This is a genomic window from Sphingobacterium spiritivorum ATCC 33861 (genome assembly GCF_000143765.1).
GTDB lineage: Bacteria > Bacteroidota > Bacteroidia > Sphingobacteriales > Sphingobacteriaceae > Sphingobacterium > Sphingobacterium spiritivorum.
Window position 1 is genome coordinate 828,601 of the sequence record NZ_GL379771.1, and the last position, 21,864, is coordinate 850,464.

Sequence of the window (21,864 nt, forward strand, 5' to 3'; positions counted from 1 at the left end):
CAAGTTTACAATACATACGGGATCCGGTTTAATATCGGATCCCGTTTTTGTTTTCAGATATTTGCATTGTTTATTACAGCGATTTACTTTAGTTTTTAAGATTTTATGATGTGATATCTTCGTTTTCTTGTTTTTAATCTGCTAATTTAGAAAAAATCAAAATAGCGACTTCTAATTTCAAGATATGTGCGAACATCATCACGACCATAATCATACAGAGATCAAAGAAAAACCCTGGTGGATCGAGCAGAAAAACCTGCTTATTGCACTTATCATCTTACTCACCCTTCTCCTGCTAGAATATGCTTTCCGGATTATTATTGCCTCCTATTTAAAACTCATTTTCAGTGCGGTTGCTTATTTTCTGGCTGGATGGCCTGTCATTGATCTGGCTGTAAGAAAGGCTTCAAGAGGTGATTTCTTCAATGAATTTGTACTCATGACGATCGCAACAATAGGAGCTTTTCTGATCGGCGAATATGAAGAAGGAGTTGCAGTAATGGTATTTTACCAGATCGGAGAATGGTTTCAGGATAGTGCCGTAGACAAAGCCAAACGAAATATCAAGGCTTTACTGGATGTCAGACCGGAGGAAGTCACTGTGATCAGAGACGGAAAGGAACTTGCTGTACATCCGAATCAGGTAGCTATAGATGAAATCATCCGTATTAAGGCCGGGGAAAAGGTAGCACTCGACGGTATCTTATCTTCCGATTCAGCATCATTTAATACCGCGGCGCTTACCGGAGAAAGCAAGCCGGACACAAAGTACAAAAATGAAGAGGTCCTGGCCGGGATGATCAATCTGGAAAAAGTGAGTCTGGTGCAGGTCAGAGCTGCTTTTAAGGACAGCAAGCTTAGCCGTATCCTGGAAATGGTACAGGATGCTACCGCCCGAAAATCACAGACTCAGCTCTTTATCAGTAAATTTTCGAAAGTATATGTCCCTATTGTATTTGGGTTTGCAGTCGCAGTCTGTCTGCTTCCTGCATTTTTTTTAGATGAATATATATTCAGAGAGTGGTTTTACCGTTCGCTTGTCTTTCTGGTGATCAGTTGTCCATGCGCATTGGTAGTCTCCATTCCATTAGGTTATTTCGGAGGTATCGGACTTGCTTCCCGCAACGGAATACTCTTTAAAGGAGGCAATTTTCTGGACGCAATTACAACTGTAGACAGCATTGTAATGGACAAAACCGGCACATTGACAAAAGGTGTTTTTGAAGTCAGAGAGGTTAAATCTGCTCAGGATATTACACCTTCCGAATTGCTCCGTTATGCCAAAGCGATTGAATCTCAGTCTACACATCCTATTGCCAAAGCCGTAATGCGGCATGATCATAATGAGGAACCTGTTCAACCGGCAGAACAAGTGGAGGAGATTGCCGGACATGGGTTAAAAGGAATAGTCAATGGCAGAGAGGTTCTCGCCGGTAATGCGAAGTTGCTCGAGAAATTTGGAATTTCCTATCCCGCTGAAATTAAGAGTATCGTAGATTCTATTGTTATACTGGCTATTAATCAACAATATGCAGGCTATATTACTGTTGCTGATCAGATAAAGGATGATGCAGCCGAAGTGATACGTAAAATGAAAGACAGCGGTCTGCACACCGTAATGTTATCCGGAGACAAGTCATCTGTTGTCAATGACGTTGCTCAAAAGTTAGGAATAGACGAGGCATACGGCAATCTGTTACCCGAAGATAAGGTAAAGCATGTACAAGCACTACTGGATCAGAACCGAAAAGTTGCATTTGCGGGAGACGGTGTAAATGATGCTCCTGTAGTGGCATTAGCGACAGTAGGAATTGCTATGGGCGGATTAGGAGCCGATGCTACAGTAGAAACGGCAGATGTGGTTATTCAGAATGATGAACCCCGTAAAATCCTGGCGGCAATCCGAATAGGTAAATTGACAAGGAATATTGTTTGGCAGAATATCATATTGGCCCTAAGTGTAAAAATCATTGTTCTGATTCTGGGTGCCGGGGGAGTGGCCACACTCTGGGAGGCTGTGATTGCGGATGTGGGTGTTGCACTGGCTGCGATTCTCAACGCTGTTCGTGTACAACGAATGAAAGTCTAACATTTGGCATTAATAAAGGCTGTTACATAATTTGCAACAGCCTTTATAGAATGGTATTACAGATCGTTTACAAACGCTGCTTAAGCCATTTCCGGTTTTTTCTTTTTTGTTTTCTTCATCTTATTCAACCAGATCATGACTCCCGTCACCGGAAGTGAGGTGGCTATAAGACAGGATATAAAATACAGCAGTTTGGTAAACGGGCCATATACATCCCCTACGTGCAGACTCTTTACAGAAGAGGATATGCGTTCATTCAAAGGTTTTTCAGCAAAAATTTCCTTTTTCAGAATTTTTCCGGAATACTGATCTAATATTAATCTGTCTGCAGTGGACGGCGCAAAGAATCCTTTTTTATACTTGGATATAGATACTGTAGCAACAGAATCGGAAGCCAGAGAGACCATATAATCTCCCGGATAAACAAATTCCTTATCCGCTATTGCCAGAAGCTGATTCACACGCAGAGGAGCATGTTCCGGCCCTGGATAAATTGATTCTTCTTTCTTCTCTTCTTTTGGAGGTGCTGCACCTTCTTTCGGAGCTTCCTTATAGGTCCCCCAGGTCTTCTGCCAGCCTGTCCGGTACCAGTCAAATGACCAGAAAGGTCCCGTTACACCCATCAGAAATAAAATAATACAGCTGTAAAAGCCCAATGTATTGTGCAGATCATGATTTATACGTTTCCACTTCCCAGACCATTTGATCTTTAACCCGTTCTTCCATCCTCTGAGACGTTGCGGAAACCAGATTATTATTCCGCTGATCACACCTAATGTAAAGAGCAGAGTTGCTGTCCCTGTGATCCAGCTCCCCAGCTTTCTGTTTTCCACTCCTTCAATAAGAGGTTTCTCTATTTCATTCAGCATAAGCCAACGGTGCAAACTAAACATCTTTTGCATAAAAGCAGCTGTCTTTGTTTCCTTTTCCTGCGGATCCCCCAATAATTCACCGGTATAAGGGTTGATCATCATCTGATTAGCTCTTTGACGCCCGCCAGCCGGAGGACCAGCCTTTTTCTCTTTTTGCTGCCCTTCTTTTTTATTTTTTCCTTCTCCGTTTTCAGCAAGACTTTCTTTACGCTCATTTTTGGATTCAGGTTTTTCAGGCTTCTTCTCAGATTTACCTTCTCCCTCAGGTTTTCCTTCCTCTTTTTTAGGTTTGCTATACAGGATGGCATAGGCTCTCTCCGGATCTTCGCTAATCCGGATTCCTGAAATTTTGCCTTTAATTTGTTTTTTCGCTGCAACGAGAAGATCATCCGCTGTCATTGCCTCCCGGGAAGTCTTTTCCACTTTAAAAAGATGCGGGGCCGCAGCTTCACGGATTTCGGTATTGTATACATAGATTGTGCCCGTCAGACATACAATCAAGACAACGATACCACTGATCAAACCAAACCAAAGGTGAAGGTCATTGAAAAACTTACGGATTTTCGGCCATTTTGAATCCGCCGTTATTTGTTTTGATTTATTCATTTTCTCTCTCTTTTTAATGATTCATCAAATAAAAATCAGGCAATGTTGCTTTACAGCATTACCTGACATAATTATTTTATACTCCTGTTTATGCTATCTGAAAGCATTCAGACAGCATAAATTTAATTTGCATCCCACCATACTTTAGAAGTAAGGACTCCATTCTCTCCCTGAGCTACTACATTTTGATTATTTGTATTAACCTCTGTTTCCGGATACATAAACCGCAAAGGATGTGCTCCAGCTGTAGGCGAAGATACAGAATTCGGGAAGTTTGGAAAGCCAAGGCGTCTGAAGTCATTCCATGCCTGAATATTATTAATACTATTCAATGCCAGCCACTTTTGAGTTATTATCCGTTCCATCTTATTTGTAGCCGTTGCATAACTGACGCTGTTCTGATTGATATAGGTCTGTATATTATAATTGTTGACATTAAACAAATAGTTGAATGAAGCCTGTATGCCGCTTTGATACAATTGACTTGCCACGCCGCTTATCCAGCCTCTTTCTACGGCCTCCGCTTGCAGAAAGTTAGCTTCCGCCAGGGAAATAATCATACTGACCTGATTAAATGATTTTATAATCCCTGCCGGTTGATTAGCATTTTCTGTCGGACCTTTGAAAGCTGAAGTAGTTGCCGCAGCAAATTCATTGGCAATCGTATTATTTCCGAAAATAACTCCTTTATAATCTCCTGCAACACTCGTATAATTCTGTGCCAGACGAGGATCATTAAATTCCTTATATTTACTGATCAGGTATTGAGTGGGGCGTATATTTGCATAATTAGCAACTGCCACACCTGCATTATTACGATAGAATGTCTCATAGAAAGGATTCATCTTGGTCGCTGTATTCAGATACCCCGGATTGACACTTGCATTTTCTAACAGAAAACCTGAGCCTTCCTGTACAATTTTCGCAATCTCCTGTGTAATATAAGTGGCCTGTGCAGAAACTTCAGATTGTCTTAAAAGGGCTCTCAATTTTAATGTATTTCCAAACTTTGCCCACTTAACCTTATCCCCTTTAAACAGAACATCATCATTTGTCGGCAACAGTGATGCAACTTTGATTTCCTGAATACCTTCAGTGATCAGGTTGATAGATTTGGTATACACATCTTTACCCGGTTCATATGATGGGTGCAGAACAGCTGAACCTTTCAATGCTTCATCGAATGGCACATTGTTATAGAAATCTACAAGGATAAAAAAGTGATAAGCCATCATAATTTTGGCTATCCCTGAATAAAATTTAGCATCTTCTGTATTTGCCTGATCCAATATTTCCTTGTAATACAGCAGGTTGTTGTAATTGGATTCCCAAACCGGAACTCCGTCACGGGTATCCCGGATAGCCGGGCCATTATACGTTTTCAGCGATGTAAATGAACTAACCCCCTCATTGGATGTTCCCCAATAGCCGCCCCACAAACCACCGATCTGGTTTAACTGAATGGCCTCATTCGCTGCTGTTGTAACCAATGCAGCAGGCAATTTGGCATTTAAACTTAAATTTTCCTTTATCGGTGAGTTGGGGTTCACATTTACATCCAAAAAATCACTACATGCTGTTAATGTAATAGAAACGAATGCCAGCAAAGTTATTTTTATAATATTGTATTTCATCTTCGTGTTATTAAAAAGTCATGTTAACATTAAAGCCCATTGATCTTGCTGAAGGAATCTGTCTGAAACTGTTGTATCCATCCGTTTGATTATACAATGCTTCAGGATCGCCGATTGTATTGGAAGAATGTCTGATGATAAAGAGGTTATTTCCTACAAATCCAATGCTGGCCTTTTTTATCAGCTTCTGCCCGGTTAACCATTTTTCAGGCAAGTCATATCCGATATAAAGCTCTCTTAGCTTTAAGTAATCTCCTTTAGCGGCAGTAGTTGTCTGAATATTTCCATAAGCAGTCCACCAGGCCTTATCTCCTTTAGAGTATACATTCGTATTCTCAACGATAGAGCCGTCAGCCAGCCGAACCATAGAGTTTGGCATAATAAACGGCTGTCTGTCATATTTCACTGTCTCCGGATGGGTACCGGCAGCATACATACGAGGTACTACCTCAGAATACATCCAGCTACCTAATCTTGAATCTATCTGAAATCCTACTGTCAAGGATTTATAGCTGAATTTGGTATTAAATCCAAACAGATAAGGAGGAACCATTGTACCTAATACTTTCTCGTCTGTAGATGGAATAACATTTCCGTCTTTATCCAGTACAATCTTTCCGTCCTCCCTTAGAAAATCGGTCATACGAAGGGTAGGGTATTGCAAACCTTTGATGGCATACGCCTGTCTGAAAATATTAAACTCATCTCCCGCATATAGATTTTTCGCTTTGGTATCCGTGTAACTGAAATTAACCCCAAACTCCAATCGTACATCTCTATTTTTAATAGCAGTACCATTAATCATGACCTCAAGTGTCTTATTGATTATCTGTCCTGCATTGACAATAGTAGAATTGAATCCTGTAGCACTCGATATCCCGGCATTGAAGATCTGTCCGTCGGAATCCGAATACGCACAGGCTATATCCGTACGTAATCTGTCATTAAAGAATGCGAGTTGGGTTCCCACTTCAAATGATTTTACAAATTCAGGTTTGATTAATAAATTCGGTTCCGATAAGGAGGGAGTAAATCCGACTAGGCTACCAAATGGAAACCCACCGGTCTGACTGTACGTCAGGTTTAATCTGTAAGGATCCAGGGTTACATTACCGGTCTTGTTATAAGAGGTATAAATCCGGCCATAACTTAGTATACTGCTATTCTTAAGACTTTCTATCGCGTCTGTAAACACAAATGATGAACTGATCCCCGGAGAGAAATAACTGTTATTATTCGGGTCTAATACGGATACCTGATCATTTCTACCCGTCAAAGTCAAAAACAAATAATTTCTGTATCCCGCTGTAAACTCACCATAGGTTGCCAGTGAACGGTATTTCGTTATAGTAGATCCGCCGGTCAGCTCTCCTGTTCTTGAACCCTGGTTAAATATATCTTCAAACAATAAATTGGCAGCGCTTACGTTAATCAGCTTGGAATCATCCATTCGTATATTCTGTCCGACTAATAATTTGGTAGAAAAATCCCCGAAGTTTTTGTGAAAATTCAAAATCAGGTCATTATTGAACCTTGTGAATCCACGATGTGTATCATTTACCGAACCATTGATATTTCGTGTAGCAACATTTGATACCAACTTGCGGTTAGTGACCCTTCCCGGCTCAGACTGGAAATAGAGACCTGTTCTGTACGTAGCATCAAACCAATCTGTAAACTCGTAATTGAATTCCAGCTTTGAATTTAAAGTATGCTGATCATACATATTTCTATTATTATCCGCCATAAAAATCGGATTTCTTGTGCTTGCTACCGGATTATACCAGTTCAGCGGATGATTGGGAGAAGCCGGGTCTTCCCAGTTTCTTGCTTCTTTATAATCGATATTGGCAGGCTGTGTATAGACCGATAACCAGGGACCGTCACTAGTTGTATTGTTCTTAAAGAATACATAGTTCATATTAAATGAAGTATTCAGCTTGTTAAAACGACGGGATCCGTTAAATCTGGCACCTGTACGGCTGGACTTATCTCCAGGAATTACTCCTTTTATACGCACATCCTGTAAAGACACAAAATATGAACCCTTTTCATCTCCTCCTGAAAATGACAAATCATTCTGAGCAGTGATTCCGGTATCAAAGAAACCTAAGCGGTTATCTTTTGACGGAGCAGAATACACTTTTGTAGGCTGCACTCCGTTGATCGGTAAGCCGAAGTCTCTCGTTTCACCATTAAATTTATCTCCCCAGGACTCGTTGGCGACAGGGCTGTATACACCATTCTGTCCCTGCCCGAACACAGTCTGTGCCGGAGGCAATAAAAACACATTTGAAAACGTGGTACTGTTACTGAAATTGATCTGCCCTCTCTCCGATCGCCCCGATTTCGTCGTGATCATAATAGCACCGTTGACACCTTCAGATCCGTACAAAGCGGCGGCATTTGCGCCTTTAAGCACCGTGATATCCTGTATATCATTTGGATTGATACGGGTAATATCCGGCAAAGGAACACCATCCACAACGTATAACGGATCATTTTTTGATCTGTTCAGAGAGCGCGTTCCTCTCAATCGGATTTGAATACCCGGATCTGTTTTACCTGTTGTCAGATCCGTAGCATTCACTCTCAATCCGGCAACCTTACTTGATAAAGCCAGTAAAGGATTGACCACTTTACCTAAATTAAGCTCTTCATTGTTGACCGATTGTGCAGATGTTCCCAGTTCTCTGGATTGTCTTTTAATACCCAAAGCTCCTGTTACAAGTACCTCACTGAGTTCATGCGGATCTTCCGTTAAACGAAATATAAGATTGGACTGACTGGTGTTAACCACAGCCTCTGTAGCCATGTAACCAATATGAGAAATTACTAATGTCTGTCCGCGATGTGCCCGGATCCGGAAAGAACCCTGAGAACCTGTAATTACACTTCCTGAACGCGGATTTTCCTTCACTGAAACCGACACACCACTGATAGGTTCATCACTTTTCTGATCCAGAATACGCCCTTCCAACGTAATATGTGTCTGCGCGGATGACTCTGTCGCGTACATCCACACCCATACAAGGAATAAGATTGAAAAGTATTTTTTTAACATATCTTAATATTTTAAATTGAATAAGTATAAAATTTTCTATATTTGATTTAGATTCAGTCTAAATAAATAATGCACGAAGATAGAGTTAATCTAAATCACCGAATAACGCAATAGGAAATAAGACTTATAACATCGGAAATTTCTGTAAAGATGAAATTGCTTAATACGAAAACACGTACACTTAATTATGATCATCAGGATTACGGCATAAGATTGATCAATCCGTATACTCCATACGAGCTTATTCCTGAGCACGAAGGCTATCTGGTGGTGATAGCTATAAAAGAAGGATGTTCAATATCCGCCGGAAATCACAAACTGATTCTGAAAGAAAGAGACAGCACGATCATTCGGCTTGACGATACACATATAAAAGTAAGTTCCAGGCATCCGGATGCACAATGCCTTACGTTATTATACAAGCCTTCTTACCTGAAACATATGGACATCACAGATCAAAGTATTCTCCATATAGATGCAGGAATCCGTAAAGTTGGAAAAATGGAAAGCGAAGTCGCTTCCAGAACTTATATTAAAGCCGTTGATCTTATCCGGGTACAGGCTACTCATACACTTTTACCTGCATTCTATAAATCCAAATCCCTTTATATCTTATCGTCCCTGATGGATGGTATTCAGCGAACGGTATTGTCAAAGCCGGCTGAATTACGGGAAGCCGATATTGAAAAGATCAAAAAAGTAAAGTATATTATTGAAACTAACCTGAATAAGAATTTTACTATTCAACATTTGGCGAGAGAAGTTGGCACGAATGTTCAATACCTTAAGCAGCATTTTAAACAGTACTATGGTAAGACCATCTTTAGTTTTATTTCAGAATGTAAGATGCAAAAGGCGCAGCACCTGTTGAAAGAACGGGAACTGACCATCAGCTTTATTAGTCATCAACTGGGGTACAAACATGCCAGTCATTTTACAAATGCTTTCAAAAAATTCTTCGGCTACGTCCCGAATACTATCCGGTATTCCCTTATCCTTTTCTATAATGAAATAATATCCATCACAGAACTTGGCCTTGTATAATGAAAACGGCTCCCTTTCTGCAAAGGGAGCCGTTTTCATTATATTTATAAATCGATTAATCGAATTTCCATCTTACAAAAGCTTCAATCGCCTCGTAATCTGCAAGACCTAACTGGTCATAAAGTGAAGCCGTTTCACTTGTACGATCTTCTGCACGTACCCAGAATTCACGCGGATCATCACCCGGGAAAACCGGAAGGTCTTTCTGCGACTGGTGTTTGAATATCGCCAATCGTTTACGGTACACCTCCTGCGGAGATAGCGGAACAGCCATTTCGATCTCATGGATTGGAAATTCGTGCCACGCTCCACGGTACAGCCACAACCAGCAATCTTTAGTCCACTCGTCTGTCTGACGTAATCTTTTTACGGCTTCCAGAATAATGTCAAAACAAATCCGGTGCGTACCATGCGGATCGGCAAAGTCACCCGCAGCAAAAATCTGATGAGGTTTTACTTTACGCAACAGTTCCATCGTCTGAACGATATCGTCTTCAAAAGATACATTCTTGGAGAATTTCTGTCTGTCGTAGAACGGAAGATCCTGAAAATGAATATTCGATGCCGGAAGACCAACAAAACGAGCTCCTGCGATTGCCTCACCCTTACGGATTAATGCTTTTATCTTACGAACGATGTCTGTATCGATCTGGTTTGGTTTTTTACTGGCGAATATATCTCGGCTTTCATCATATAAAGCTTTGATTTTACTTGCATCGATACCCATTTCATTTGCAAAATCCTCTGCAAATTCCAGGTATCTCACGACATCATCATCCCATACAGCCGTATTACCACTGGTCTGGTAAGCGACATGTACATCATGTCCCTGATCTGCAAGACGGATAAATGTTCCTCCCATAGAGATAACATCATCATCCGGGTGCGGAGAGAATACAATAGATGTTTTCTTTGCCGGATTAGCACGCTCCGGACGTTGAGAATCATCTACATTAGGTTTACCACCCGGCCATCCGGTAATGGTGTGCTGCAGTTCATTAAAAATACGGATATTGATGGTATATGCCGGACCTTCTTCGGTCACCAGCTTAGCCATGCCGTGACTGTTATAATCTTCTTCCTGAAGTTTTAAGATTGGTTTTTTCACTTCTAAAGCCAGCCAAACAACTGCTTTCTTAGTCAGTTCGGGTGTCCACTCTACATCTTCTGCTAACCAGGGTCTGTCAAAACGGGTCAGTAATGAAGCGGCAGCTGTATCCAGAATAAACTCTACGCTATCCGATAACTGCAGGTAAGTGGCCGGAATTTCAGAAGAAATTTCCCCCTCCACAGCCTTTTTAATGATTTCGGCCTTATTTGCGCTCCATGCCATCAGAATAATCTCTCTGGCTTTGAAGATCGTACCTACCCCCATGGTGATCGCTTTGCGGGGCACATTATCTTTACCACCAAAATCTCTTGACGCATCGCGGCGTGTCAGATCATCTAATGTAACCAGACGTGTTCCCGAATTCGGAGCAGAACCAGGCTCATTGAAACCAATGTGTCCTGTACGTCCAATACCCAGGATCTGAATATCAAGACCTCCGCAATCTGTAATTTTTTGCTCATAGGCTGCACAGAAAGCCTGTACATCTTTTGCATCCAGTGTACCGTCAGGTATGTTGATATTTGCTTTATCGATGTCTACATGATCAAATAATTTATTATTCATAAATGTCACATAGCTCTGTGCAGCATCTGGTTGCATCGGGTAGTATTCGTCCAAGTTAAACGTTACTACATTTTTGAAACTCAATCCCTCCTCCTTATGCAGGCGGATCAATTCCGCGTACACTTTTACAGGAGTAGCACCTGTTGCCAATCCAAGAACAGCCTGTTCGCCATTCTCTTGCTTAGCCCGGATAATATCAGCGATACGTTTGGCAACAACTTTTGATGCCGTATCCTGGTCAGGGTACACACTTACTGGAACTTTTTCGAAGCGTGTCTCTTCCAACAAATTTAATCTAGCCATTTTAGATATAGAGTATTAGATAAGGTGAATAGCAAATTTAATAATTTCTACGGTTTAACCACAGCAAGTTTGCGCTTTTTTGCAAGATTTTGTCGGTTATCTCGTTTTTTGCCTTTAAACAATCGTTTGAGCAACATAATTAAATTAAAAATTAGCGAATATTCCTCAGTAAATCAAGGGCTTTGGATAAAGTTTCCTTTTTCTTGGCAAAGCATATACGTAATACTTGCTGATTGACCGGGACAGAATAGAAAGCGGACACAGGAATCATGGCTATTCCGTTATCTTTCGTCAGCTGAACAGCAAACTCTTCTTCCGGGAGTTCTGAGATTCTGCTGTAACAAACATTTAAAAAATAAGTCCCCTGTGAAGGAATCACATCAAAACCCGTGTCTTTCAGACCTTCAGCTAATAAATCTCTTTTTTCCTGAAAGAATGAAGGTAAGGACAAATATGTCTTCGGATCCTCCAGATATTTTGCAATAGCATACTGCATCGGTGTATTTACACTGAATACATTAAACTGATGTACTTTACGAAATTCTTTTGTCATCCCCGCCGGAGCGATGCAATATCCTATTTTCCAACCTGTAGTATGCAACAATTTGCCAAAAGAAGCAATAATAAAACTTCGTCTCCGCAATTGCTCATATTCCAGTAAAGAATGGATAGCTCCTCCATCGTACACCAGATGTTCATACACCTCATCACTGATGATGAGGATATCTGTCCCCTCGACTATATGACAAAGCGCTGTAAGATCTGCAGGCTGAAGTACTCTTCCGGTTGGATTGTTAGGATTATTGATAATGATCATTTTAGTCTTATCCGTCACCAGTTCTTTCACAAAGTCCCAATCTATCTGAAAATCCGGAGCGAACAAACGGACAGCACGAACTTTACCACCAAAGAGTTCTATTGTAGGTTTATAACAGTCGTATGCAGGTTCAAATATGATGACTTCATCACCCGGGCTTATCGCAGATGCGATAGCAGTAAATATCGCTTGTGTGCCGCCCGCTGTCACTGTAATTTCTTCTGCAGGATCAACGTTAACCTGATAGAGCTGTTCAACTTTAGAAGCAATTCGCTCCCTTAACAGCGGAACTCCTGTCATCAAAGCATACTGATGATGACCATCCTGCATGGCCTGCTCTACCAGCGCCAGCAATTGAGGATCCGGAGCATAATCCGGAAATCCCTGAGAAAGATTCAACGCACCGTATTGCTGTGCCAAAGCAGACATTCTTGTAAAAATGGTCGTTCCTACATTCGGGAGTTTAGATGATATATCAATGGACATATGAAAAGGCTGATAAATATCCACTAATATAGTAGATTATTACAGAATTATCCGATCAAAAGAAAGAAGCCTTTTTATTTAAGCATATTCAACAATTTGATGCTGATCATAAATCCGTTTTCAGCAGATGCTCCCTGCAGATTCCGCACATAGTCTACCCTAAAAATTCTGTACTTACCAAATCCAACATTGTCAAATCCTGCCGTAAATTCATGATATGGTTTGAATCTCGGAACAGCAAGGTGATGATAACCTAAAATCAGATTCCACTTCAACAGATTTAATACAGGCACTTTATTCATGACGTAGCCCTTAAAATTATGTTCCGCATGCATCTCAAAATAGGCATCATTAGTACTGCGCGTATAGTAAGGCAACATCAGAAAATTATTAAGATACCGGGAAGCCCGCTCTATATTTGTCTCATTACCATTGAAATGCCTGAAATCGGCAAATCCAATCCCCGAAGCATTAAAGAATTTACCTGCATTCAGTGCGATACCAAAAAGTCCTTTATTGTTAAAATCAAAATCCTGTGTCAGTCTGCCCTTTATAAGCTGATATTCATACTTCTTCTCGGAAGCCCCAAAAGCCTGTTCCCAGCCTATTAAAAGAGTAGGAAAAGTCGGATCCTGAATCGACAGTCGTTCCTCCGGTCGTTCAATAATCTTTACACCCGGTCGTATACGTGCCGTAATATTATATTTAAATAAATGATGGGAATCAAACACCGGAACAGTATTATCCTCCGGCAATAAAGGGTTGTTGGATGTATACTGATGTTCTCTTCCGGCAAAAGAATAATCTGTGTTGTTAAACAAGGCCTTTCTATCCGCATACTCCAGAGATACGGATCCAGCGATCTGATCTATCACATTTCGGGAATATGAAATTTTAGCAAAATCTTTTTGATAAATCTTCATGTAGTTCCTCCTCGAAAACAAGGAATAGGCCATATTAAAAAACGCATCAATCGGCTCGGCCTGATTAAACTGCTCTACAGACCGACCGCCTTCCAGTGTCAGGATATCGTAAGTCTGCGTATTAAAACGATGTAAAAGCTTCCCTTTCACACGCAGCTGCTCATCAGCGAGTCCGTAGTTGAAAGAGATCTCACCCCTACTGTATTTACCTTTATCAACCTCCCCTTTTGCTGCTGAAAATCCTGCATTAAAGTTCCATCCCTGTACGGTATTGAAACTTGTAGACAACAGGTTGGATAAACCTCGGTACCGGAATACAAAATGATCCGGTGTATGCCGGTAGGTATAACCGATCAACAAATCCAGAAGTTTAAACTGATTATTTTTGCTATCCAGAGAATCGATATACCGCGGTGAATTTCTGACCTGCTGAATACTGTCTTTCTTACTATAATCAGCGGACTCTTCAGCTGTGAGCGGTACAGGTCTGTACTTTTCCCAGTAATCATCTCCTTTTTTATTTGCCAACGGATCTATCTTAGCTATGACATTGGTAAAAGTCTTCTTTTCAAAAGCATTGACGTAATTGTAATTCGAAAAATTATGTATGTACCGACCGTCGAATGCAATCCCTAAAATACTGATCTGGAAATCTATGGTTTGCAGCATCTTTGACCACTTTTGATCACGGGCATTATAGGCATACTGCTGTGTCAGATGCAGCGTATCAATAATTGGCTGATTCATCTGTGAACCTTTAATAATAAAATCTACCCCATATATTTCCCAGGTTCCGTCCACAATATAAATATAACCTTTGACGACCGGTTCAGACTCCCGCACAGGAGTTACCTTTATCTTATGAACACGCATCTTTGGTTCTACATCAATAACATTTTCCCTGTTAAACTTATAATAGGAAAATGCAGCGTTAGCCAGTGGAGATACAATACTTGATCCCAGTGTCACATGGTTTGCATAGAAATCGAAATTTGTTCCGTAAGCTGTATTGAAGCTGAATCCTTTATCATCCCCACTCACTTTGGATGCGATAATATGTTCGTTTATCTTGTCCGGTTTCTGAAAACTAATCTCAGAGACCGTTTCTGAAAGATAGACCACACCTGTACGGGATGTATCTAATGCAAGCTCATCATCCTCAATCTTTTGTCCAAGTATTTTTTTGGGGAGCTTCTTTACTCTAAGCAGTCCTTTTGAATAAAAGTCCGCTGTATATTTATCATTTTTTTCTGCATTAACCTGTCGTGATGCAATTGCCTGCCGTATAATCCGCACAGCAGGATCTTCCCCCTTCATCGTTACGACGACTTCCCCGATCTGCCTCTCCTCTGCTTCCAATCGCACATTCATAATATGGGGCTGCTCGCTTATCTGCACCGACACGATCTGTGTCTTATAACCCAGATTTTGAAAAACAAGGGTACGATTCTTCTCTTCTTTGGAAACTTTCAGCTCGTATTGTCCCAGCATATTGGTGGATGTTCCGGAGGTACTGTTTTGTACAAAAACAGACACTGAAGGGAGCGGCCTTCCTGCCTGATCGGTTACTACACCTTTAATCTGAGCAGACAAGGAGAAGGATAGAAGCATTAAACATAAAAAAGAGAGAATATTTTTCATCCGTATAATATGGTTTTTAAAAAAGGTGGTGAAGCTCCGTGATTTTTCATTTGTATTAAACTGTTTATTGTATACAAAACCTTGTAGATGCATTTTATCCCTGCTTTGAAAGATTTGAAAAATCATGATGCTCTATTACGAACCAACAAATTCTATTGACTATTAGGTTAAAAAGCAAATATAATTGTGTAAATCTTATTATTCTGTTAAAGATTGTTAAGAATAAATAATCTTTAGCAGAATTGTAAAAGTATTATATGACAATAATATTACTCGACTAGTTTAATAGATTACTTTATATTTGTAGAAAACAAATCAGCACATGAAAAAAATATGCCTATACCTTCTTCTTGCACTTCCGATACTCACTTTCGGACAGCAGGGATCACAAAAGAAGGAACTTACCAAGCAAGAATATATAGACCTGGTCAAAGCCTACCCGGACTCCGTATCCAGTCTGATCTCTCTGAGGAGAGTAGGTGGATATGATCCTGATTATAAGGAAATGCAGGAACTTTACAACGGCCTGAGTAAAAACGTTAAGAAGTCTAAAGAAGGAAAAGAATTTCAGGAATATTTACGGGTGTTGTCTACTGTTGCAGTCGGAAAACAAGCTCCTGAATTTACTCAAAATGACACGACCGGCAATCCTGTTAAACTAAAAGATTTCAGAGGTAAATATGTCTTGTTAGATTTCTGGGCATCATGGTGTCCGGATTGTCGTGTTGAAAGTCCTGATCTGGTCGCTACCTATGAAAAATTCAAGAGCGATAAGTTCGAAATTCTGGGAATCTCATTTGACAAAGATAAAGCAGCATGGACCAAAGCCATACATGCGGATAAAAGACACTGGAGACATGTCTCAGATCTGAAACGCTGGCAAAATGATGTAGGAACATTATATGGCGTAAAAGCTATTCCGCAGAATGTCCTTATCGATCCAAACGGCAAAATAATAGCCCGGAATCTGCATAAAGAAGCGCTGGACAGAAAACTGGCAGAAATACTTAAATAGACAGATACCAGAACTTTAAAACAAGATACTACAATAGCCCCTGCATCGAATTCAGGGGATATTGTAGTTTACGGGAATATGCTCTGCAGCTGGTGTGTGGTCGGCAAGACTACGTCTGCTAAGACTCTACTTTCCGTTAACCAAATAAGGCCCGGAAAATATCCTCTAATGTGGCCATAGGCCGTATTGCAATATTATACTTTTTCGGGTCAAGACCCTTTATATTGAACTTGGATATAAAAATTCCTTCAAAACCCAGTTTTTCTGCTTCAGCAATGCGTTGCTCAATTCGGTTTACAGCCCGTATTTCTCCGGACAGTCCTACTTCTCCGGCAAAAGCAATCGTTGTTTTTATCGGCATATCCTGTTGCGAAGAGATAATCGCAACAATCACAGCAAGATCAATAGCGGGATCTTCTACACGTAAACCGCCGGCAATATTCAGAAAGACATCCTGTGCACTCAGACGAAATCCAAACCGTTTTTCAAGAACAGCCAGCAACATATTTAATCGCTTAGTATCATAACCTGTAGAAGATCGTTGTGCGGTACCAAATGCAGAATTACTCACCAATGCCTGCACCTCTATCATCATAGGGCGCATGCCTTCAAGCATTGCAGCAATAGAAACACCGCTCACAGGTGCATCCCGCTGAGAAATCATAATCTCAGACGGATTAGAAACTTCTCTCAAACCCGACCCCTGCATCTCATAGATACCAAGTTCAGATGCAGATCCGAACCTATTCTTTACTGCCCGTAGAATTCTGTATACATGATGACGATCTCCTTCAAACTGCAGAACCGTATCCACCATATGCTCCAACACCTTTGGGCCAGCAATAGATCCGTCTTTAGTAATATGACCAACAATAAATACAGGAGTACTGGTTTCTTTTGCAAACCGGAGAAGTTCAGCCGTACATTCTCTTACCTGAGATACAGATCCCGGAGCAGATTCAATCTGTGAGGAATGTAAGGTCTGGATGGAATCTATTACAATAACATCCGGCTGTACAGCCTCTATCTGTTTAAATATATTTTGTGTGGATGTCTCTGTCAGTATATAACAATTAGCTTTTGAAGATTGGGAAAGGCGCTCTGCCCGCATCTTGATCTGCTGTTCACTCTCCTCACCCGAAATATAAAGGGTTTTCACCTGAGGAATGGAAAGTGCCAGCTGAAGCATCAATGTAGATTTTCCGATACCCGGCTCTCCTCCGATCAACACTAATGATCCCGGTACAATTCCTCCTCCCAGCACTCTGTTAAACTCCTGATCAGGGGTCAATATCCGGGACTCGTCCTGATAAATAATTTCGTGTATAATTGCTGCTTTATTCGCCCGTTTGGAAACAGAAGTGGTAGTCGTACTCCGCCATTCGGGCACTTTAGAATTACCCTTCTCGACCACTTCCTCTACAAATGAGTTCCATTGTTTACAGGAAGGACACTGACCTAACCATTTCGGGGATTCATATCCACAGTTTTGACAGAAATATGCTGATTTACTTTTCGCCATTATACGAAATTACTAAAAATAATCAGGGCATGTGCAGGGATTATCAAACGGCAGGAAAGAAAATAATAGCGGAATAAGGTTAAGCAGTATCCGGTTGAATAGCCATACAACGGTATAAAATACACCAACGGCCAAATCATCCACTTCAGTGAATAAGATCTGCATGAATATGGACACGTATTTTAAAAATGGAAATTAAATAAAGAAAATCAACCTTTTACCAGTCCCTTAATTTTGTAAAAGGACCATTTGATTGCATACCAAATCAAACCAAATGTGTTCTCTTTTGTAACATCACTTGCGAGGGATGGCGGCAACAGCTCATATACACTAATACCAAAAAGGTGGGCGATTTTATAAACCTGATCGACTTTTACTTTGGTCTCCCCTCTTTCAATTTTAGAATAAGCTGCCTGTGACATATCTAATTTAAATGCCACAGCTTCCTGAGATACTTTTAAGTTTTCTCTCTTGATACGAATGTATTCTCCGATTTCCATATCCGTTACCAATTAATTCTGCCATAAATATAATAATATAAAAAATTATAACCTACGGTTATAAGAAAAACTTCAGTTACAACGCTAAGTTATAACATACAACTTAGGGTTGTGGTAGCTCCTCACATCTAAATCTAGCTTTGGTTTAAATATTTAAATAACCCAAAATGCTATGAATAATTTAGAAAAAAAAACAACAGAATCTCAGGTTGAATTAAAAGAATTAACACTGGAGGAACAAATCACTATCAATGCCGGATCCAGAAATGATCCTAAACAAGAAGATTTGTGGGATATCATTTCCAAATGGCTTTTTCAATAGGATAACCTATTGAAAAATAGATTTAAATGAATTTACAAACTCTAAAAAAGCCGGTGGCCTGACACAAAATGCCAATACTGATCCTAACAAAAAAGCAAAAATATGTAGTCCCTTATTAACTTTACTTTTAGGGACAAAGCTCAGCAGTAGAATAACAATAAGTACCGCTAACCAGAATTGTGCGCTTACTTTGATTGCTTCTATCCAGAAACTACTCATTTTTTGAAGAGGAAAGTATAAAAAGCTGAACCCGTATAAGCCAAAAGTTAATCCGGAAGCACCGACAGCTGTATACGTAAAGTCATCTTTTTTGATATAGGTCTGAAAAAGATTTGGGATAACAACTAAGCATAAGATAATCAAAATAGAAAGTAAATATGCTGCATTCGTCCCGTATTCTTGCTTTATCAATCCAAACAGATCGTATAAAAGGGCATAAATCAGTACCACATTGACAAGAAGGTGTATCCAGCTTCTGTGAACTAATGCCGAGGTAAATAAGGTATGCCACCTTTTGCCCCGGCATATTTCATACGGGTGCAGGAGTAGTTTATAAAAAAACGGTTTATAGTAAAACCCGATAATACTACAGATAATAATGACAGGTACCAAAGTATATGACCATGGCGACTCTGCAGGAGTAGGTAATATATCAAATATTGCCGGCATATGTAGAATGTATAAGCGAATGTATTATTTTTTTCAAAATATAATCACTGTCCGTTAAACAAAAATTTTCTTTTTGTATATTGATCCGCTAACCTGATATTTATGATTTTTCGCGAAAAGAACATTAAATACCTAACTGAGATTATATTTTCACTTTTCATGTTTATGGTGTTACCGTTTATCAACATTCCAACAACGCAGTCTGCAAAAGAAATCACTCTCCCTGCAAATAAAAATTCTGCTTTATACGCTCCGGTAGATAAAGAGCTAATTGTTGATACATGGCTTCAGCATTATAACGAAAAAATTAACAGGTATGATACAGTCCTGTTTATTTCTTCTGCAACTATATCTTAGGCAGACGCGATATAAAACTTAAGCCCATAACTATATATCTGCTACAGAATCATCTATGAAAAAAAACTGCCTGGTAAAACAACATGATATCAAAGACTGTGGCGCTGCATGTCTGGCATCTGTAGGTACTCATTTTGGTTTGGAGCTTCCTCTGGCAAAGATCCGGCAGATCTGTCACACCGATAGTCAGGGCACCAATGTTCTGGGCATGATACAGGGGCTACAGAGTATGGGATTCGATGCCAAAGGAGTTAAGGCAACAGTCCAGTCTCTTTCCGGAATACCGCTTCCTGCTATTGCACACCTTATTCTAAAAAACAAACTCCATCATTATGTTGTCATTTATGAGGTGATTAAAGACAAAGTCAGTGTAATGAATCCTGCTCATGGAAAAATGGAGCAGTTCAGCATTCAGGAATTTGCAGAACTATGGACAGGAGTCCTTATCCTGATGGAGCCGAATGAATTTTTCCGACAAAAGAAGGAGAAGATCGGTAATTATTCCCGGTTCTGGAACCTGATCAAGCCACATAAGACCATGGCCATACCGGCGCTGCTGGGCGCGCTGGTATATACTATACTTGGTCTTTCCATGTCCATTTATATACAGAAAATAACCGATGAGGTGCTTGCTGAAGGAAACCTCCGCTTACTCAACCTGCTCTCCGTAATCATGGTTGTAATCCTGATATTTCAGCTCTTTATAGGATCCATGAAAAGTATCATGGTACTAAAGACCGGCCAGCGTATAGACCGTTATCTGATTCTGGGGTATTATAAACATCTGCTGCAGTTGCCTCAGCGTTTTTTTGATACGATGAAAGTCGGCGAAATTATTTCCCGGGTGAATGATGCGGTCAAAATAAGAACTTTCATTAACGATGTATCCATTCAGATTGTTGTGAACGTATTTATTATCCTTTTTTCGTTTACACTGATGTTTACCTATTACTGGAAGCTGGCTCTTATTATTATGTTGGTTATTCCTTTATACCTGTTTATTTACTGGGTTTCCAATAAACTAAATAAGAAGGTAGAGCGAAGAATGATGGAAAATGCGGCTGATCTGGAATCTCATCTGGTAGAATCCTTACACGCCATCAGCACAATCAAACAGTTTGGAGTAGAGAATTATGCAAATAAGAAAACTGAGGGCAGCTTCAGTAGACTGCTCGGTACCATCTACACCTCTGTGATGAATACACTGTTCTCTACAAATGCTTCAGAGTTTCTATCTAAGTTCTTTACCATTATACTCCTGTGGATAGGTGCGCGATATGTAATAGATCGCTCCATCACACCCGGAGAATTGTTATCATTCTATGCTTTGATTGGTTACTTTACAGGGCCTGTATCGCAACTTATCGGCACAAACAAAGCCATACAGAATGCGCTCATTGCTGCAGACAGATTATTCGAGATCATGGACCTGGAACGGGAAGAGTTAACAGGGAAAACGGACTTATCCGCAGATTCCATAGGAGATATCAAATTAGAAGACGTATCCTTTAGCTATGGATCGCGCGCGCCTGTTTTCAAGGATTTTTCATGCACATTCAAAAAAGGACAGACAACCGCTGTTGTAGGAGAAAGCGGCTCCGGAAAAACGACGTTAGCAGCACTGATACAGCATATCTATCCGATCAACAACGGAAAAATATCCATTGGCTCCAGCAATATCAGTCACATCAGCAGGCATTCCCTCCGAAATCTCATTTCTGTAGTTCCTCAGCAGGTAGATCTCTTTTCCGGAAATGTTATTGAGAATATAGCGCTCGGAGAAGATTCTCCGGACTTTAACCGCATTGTTGATATTACCACATCACTGGGTATCCTGCCTTTTATTGAAAAATTACCTGAGGGTTTTGAAACACATCTGGGCGAAAATGGGGCTGTATTATCCGGCGGACAGAAACAAAGGATCGCTATGGCGCGGGCACTTTACAAAGATCCTGAAATCCTTATTCTGGACGAGGCTACATCCTCCCTGGATACGGAATCCGAACTTCTGATACAACAGACTCTTAACCAATTCAAAGCACAGGGTAAGACGATGATTGTCATCGCACACCGTCTCAGTACAATTGCCCATGCAGATACAATTATGGTGCTCAAAGACGGCAAACTGATCGAAGAAGGAAATCATCAGCAGTTACTCCAGCAAGATAGCGCATACCGTTTGATGTGGCAGAAACAAAGCCTATTCATTCAAAATTAAAGAACATGCATACTTAATAAGTGTTGCCGTCTAACTCTGCTCAACTGCGAATCAGATTGTTTAAGTCTAAAAAATCAGCTTTGAAACCGTTGATAAAATGAGCAAAT

Annotated in this window: 15 protein-coding genes; 6 read left to right on the plus strand and 9 right to left on the minus strand. The window is 40.4% G+C overall.

The window, feature by feature from the left end; translation table 11 throughout:
* The first annotated feature begins 184 nt into the window (after positions 1–184).
* A complete protein-coding gene (locus tag HMPREF0766_RS13635; RefSeq protein WP_002998232.1) occupies positions 185–2,089 on the plus strand; it encodes a heavy metal translocating P-type ATPase in 1,905 nt (634 codons plus the stop codon).
* Positions 2,090–2,169: 80 nt separating this feature from the next.
* Here HMPREF0766_RS13635 and HMPREF0766_RS13640 read toward each other — a convergent pair whose 3' ends face one another.
* The 3 genes from HMPREF0766_RS13640 to HMPREF0766_RS13650 all read right to left on the minus strand — a co-directional run bounded on the left by HMPREF0766_RS13640 (position 2,170) and on the right by HMPREF0766_RS13650 (position 8,265).
* Entirely contained in the window at positions 2,170–3,567 is a 1,398-nt protein-coding gene (locus HMPREF0766_RS13640) for a PepSY domain-containing protein (protein WP_002998234.1), read from the minus strand.
* Between the two features lie 122 nt (positions 3,568–3,689).
* Positions 3,690–5,201 carry a SusD/RagB family nutrient-binding outer membrane lipoprotein gene (locus HMPREF0766_RS13645; protein ID WP_002998236.1) on the minus strand — a complete coding sequence of 504 codons (1,512 nt, stop codon included), beginning with the start codon at positions 5,199–5,201 and terminating at the stop codon, positions 3,690–3,692.
* Positions 5,202–5,211: 10 nt separating this feature from the next.
* On the minus strand, positions 5,212–8,265 hold the full coding sequence (locus HMPREF0766_RS13650; RefSeq protein WP_002998238.1) for a SusC/RagA family TonB-linked outer membrane protein: 3,054 nt from the start codon (positions 8,263–8,265) through the stop codon (positions 5,212–5,214).
* A 150-nt stretch (positions 8,266–8,415) separates the two neighbouring features.
* On the opposite strand from HMPREF0766_RS13650, the gene HMPREF0766_RS13655 reads away from it, so the two are divergent.
* Positions 8,416–9,309, plus strand: a complete 894-nt coding sequence (locus HMPREF0766_RS13655; protein WP_002998240.1) for an AraC family transcriptional regulator — start codon at positions 8,416–8,418, stop codon at positions 9,307–9,309.
* Between the two features lie 55 nt (positions 9,310–9,364).
* Here HMPREF0766_RS13655 and nagB read toward each other — a convergent pair whose 3' ends face one another.
* The 3 genes from nagB to HMPREF0766_RS13670 form a co-directional block, all read right to left on the minus strand.
* Positions 9,365–11,287 carry a glucosamine-6-phosphate deaminase gene (nagB, locus tag HMPREF0766_RS13660; protein WP_002998241.1) on the minus strand — a complete coding sequence of 641 codons (1,923 nt, stop codon included), beginning with the start codon at positions 11,285–11,287 and terminating at the stop codon, positions 9,365–9,367.
* 151 nt (positions 11,288–11,438) lie between these two features.
* Positions 11,439–12,590, minus strand: coding sequence for a methionine aminotransferase (locus tag HMPREF0766_RS13665; RefSeq protein WP_002998243.1), 1,152 nt, complete (start codon positions 12,588–12,590; stop codon positions 11,439–11,441).
* A gap of 74 nt (positions 12,591–12,664) precedes the next feature.
* On the minus strand, positions 12,665–15,154 hold the full coding sequence (locus HMPREF0766_RS13670) for a DUF5686 and carboxypeptidase regulatory-like domain-containing protein (RefSeq protein ID WP_037460396.1): 2,490 nt from the start codon (positions 15,152–15,154) through the stop codon (positions 12,665–12,667).
* A gap of 322 nt (positions 15,155–15,476) precedes the next feature.
* Between HMPREF0766_RS13670 and HMPREF0766_RS13675 the strand changes: the two genes are divergently transcribed.
* Positions 15,477–16,169, plus strand: coding sequence for a TlpA family protein disulfide reductase (locus HMPREF0766_RS13675; protein WP_002998246.1), 693 nt, complete (start codon positions 15,477–15,479; stop codon positions 16,167–16,169).
* 136 nt (positions 16,170–16,305) lie between these two features.
* Here the strand turns inward: HMPREF0766_RS13675 and radA are convergent, their stop codons facing one another.
* On the minus strand, positions 16,306–17,691 hold the full coding sequence (gene radA, locus HMPREF0766_RS13680; protein WP_002998249.1) for a DNA repair protein RadA: 1,386 nt from the start codon (positions 17,689–17,691) through the stop codon (positions 16,306–16,308).
* A gap of 209 nt (positions 17,692–17,900) precedes the next feature.
* Positions 17,901–18,191, minus strand: a complete 291-nt coding sequence (locus tag HMPREF0766_RS13685; protein ID WP_002998253.1) for a helix-turn-helix domain-containing protein — start codon at positions 18,189–18,191, stop codon at positions 17,901–17,903.
* 172 nt (positions 18,192–18,363) lie between these two features.
* On the opposite strand from HMPREF0766_RS13685, the gene HMPREF0766_RS13690 reads away from it, so the two are divergent.
* A complete protein-coding gene (locus HMPREF0766_RS13690; RefSeq protein WP_002998255.1) occupies positions 18,364–18,513 on the plus strand; it encodes a hypothetical protein in 150 nt (49 codons plus the stop codon).
* Between the two features lie 6 nt (positions 18,514–18,519).
* On the opposite strand, the gene HMPREF0766_RS13695 is transcribed toward HMPREF0766_RS13690, so the two are convergent.
* Entirely contained in the window at positions 18,520–19,182 is a 663-nt protein-coding gene (locus HMPREF0766_RS13695) for a rhomboid family intramembrane serine protease (protein ID WP_002998257.1), read from the minus strand.
* A gap of 102 nt (positions 19,183–19,284) precedes the next feature.
* Here HMPREF0766_RS13695 and HMPREF0766_RS13700 point away from each other — a divergent pair, with 102 nt between their 5' ends.
* Together HMPREF0766_RS13700 and HMPREF0766_RS13705 are read left to right on the plus strand one after the other, a co-directional pair.
* Positions 19,285–19,539, plus strand: a complete 255-nt coding sequence (locus HMPREF0766_RS13700) for a hypothetical protein (protein WP_002998259.1) — start codon at positions 19,285–19,287, stop codon at positions 19,537–19,539.
* Between the two features lie 55 nt (positions 19,540–19,594).
* The gene (locus HMPREF0766_RS13705) at positions 19,595–21,757 is read left to right on the plus strand and encodes a peptidase domain-containing ABC transporter (RefSeq protein ID WP_002998261.1); all 2,163 of its coding nucleotides are present in this window, start codon (positions 19,595–19,597) and stop codon (positions 21,755–21,757) included.
* Positions 21,758–21,864: the final 107 nt, after the last annotated feature.

Excerpts from the sequence above, each read along its gene's own strand:
- HMPREF0766_RS13635 (WP_002998232.1), top strand. The coding sequence starts at position 185 with ATGTGCGAACATCATCACGACCATAATCATACAGAGATCAAAGAAAAA.
- HMPREF0766_RS13640 (WP_002998234.1), bottom strand. The coding sequence starts at position 3,567 with ATGAATAAATCAAAACAAATAACGGCGGATTCAAAATGGCCGAAAATC.
- HMPREF0766_RS13645 (WP_002998236.1), bottom strand. The coding sequence starts at position 5,201 with ATGAAATACAATATTATAAAAATAACTTTGCTGGCATTCGTTTCTATT.
- HMPREF0766_RS13650 (WP_002998238.1), bottom strand. The coding sequence starts at position 8,265 with ATGTTAAAAAAATACTTTTCAATCTTATTCCTTGTATGGGTGTGGATG.
- HMPREF0766_RS13655 (WP_002998240.1), top strand. The coding sequence starts at position 8,416 with ATGAAATTGCTTAATACGAAAACACGTACACTTAATTATGATCATCAG.
- nagB (WP_002998241.1), bottom strand. The coding sequence starts at position 11,287 with ATGGCTAGATTAAATTTGTTGGAAGAGACACGCTTCGAAAAAGTTCCA.
- HMPREF0766_RS13665 (WP_002998243.1), bottom strand. The coding sequence starts at position 12,590 with ATGTCCATTGATATATCATCTAAACTCCCGAATGTAGGAACGACCATT.
- HMPREF0766_RS13670 (WP_037460396.1), bottom strand. The coding sequence starts at position 15,154 with ATGAAAAATATTCTCTCTTTTTTATGTTTAATGCTTCTATCCTTCTCC.
- HMPREF0766_RS13675 (WP_002998246.1), top strand. The coding sequence starts at position 15,477 with ATGAAAAAAATATGCCTATACCTTCTTCTTGCACTTCCGATACTCACT.
- radA (WP_002998249.1), bottom strand. The coding sequence starts at position 17,691 with ATGGCGAAAAGTAAATCAGCATATTTCTGTCAAAACTGTGGATATGAA.
- HMPREF0766_RS13685 (WP_002998253.1), bottom strand. The coding sequence starts at position 18,191 with ATGGAAATCGGAGAATACATTCGTATCAAGAGAGAAAACTTAAAAGTA.
- HMPREF0766_RS13690 (WP_002998255.1), top strand. The coding sequence starts at position 18,364 with ATGAATAATTTAGAAAAAAAAACAACAGAATCTCAGGTTGAATTAAAA.
- HMPREF0766_RS13695 (WP_002998257.1), bottom strand. The coding sequence starts at position 19,182 with ATGCCGGCAATATTTGATATATTACCTACTCCTGCAGAGTCGCCATGG.
- HMPREF0766_RS13700 (WP_002998259.1), top strand. The coding sequence starts at position 19,285 with ATGATTTTTCGCGAAAAGAACATTAAATACCTAACTGAGATTATATTT.
- HMPREF0766_RS13705 (WP_002998261.1), top strand. The coding sequence starts at position 19,595 with ATGAAAAAAAACTGCCTGGTAAAACAACATGATATCAAAGACTGTGGC.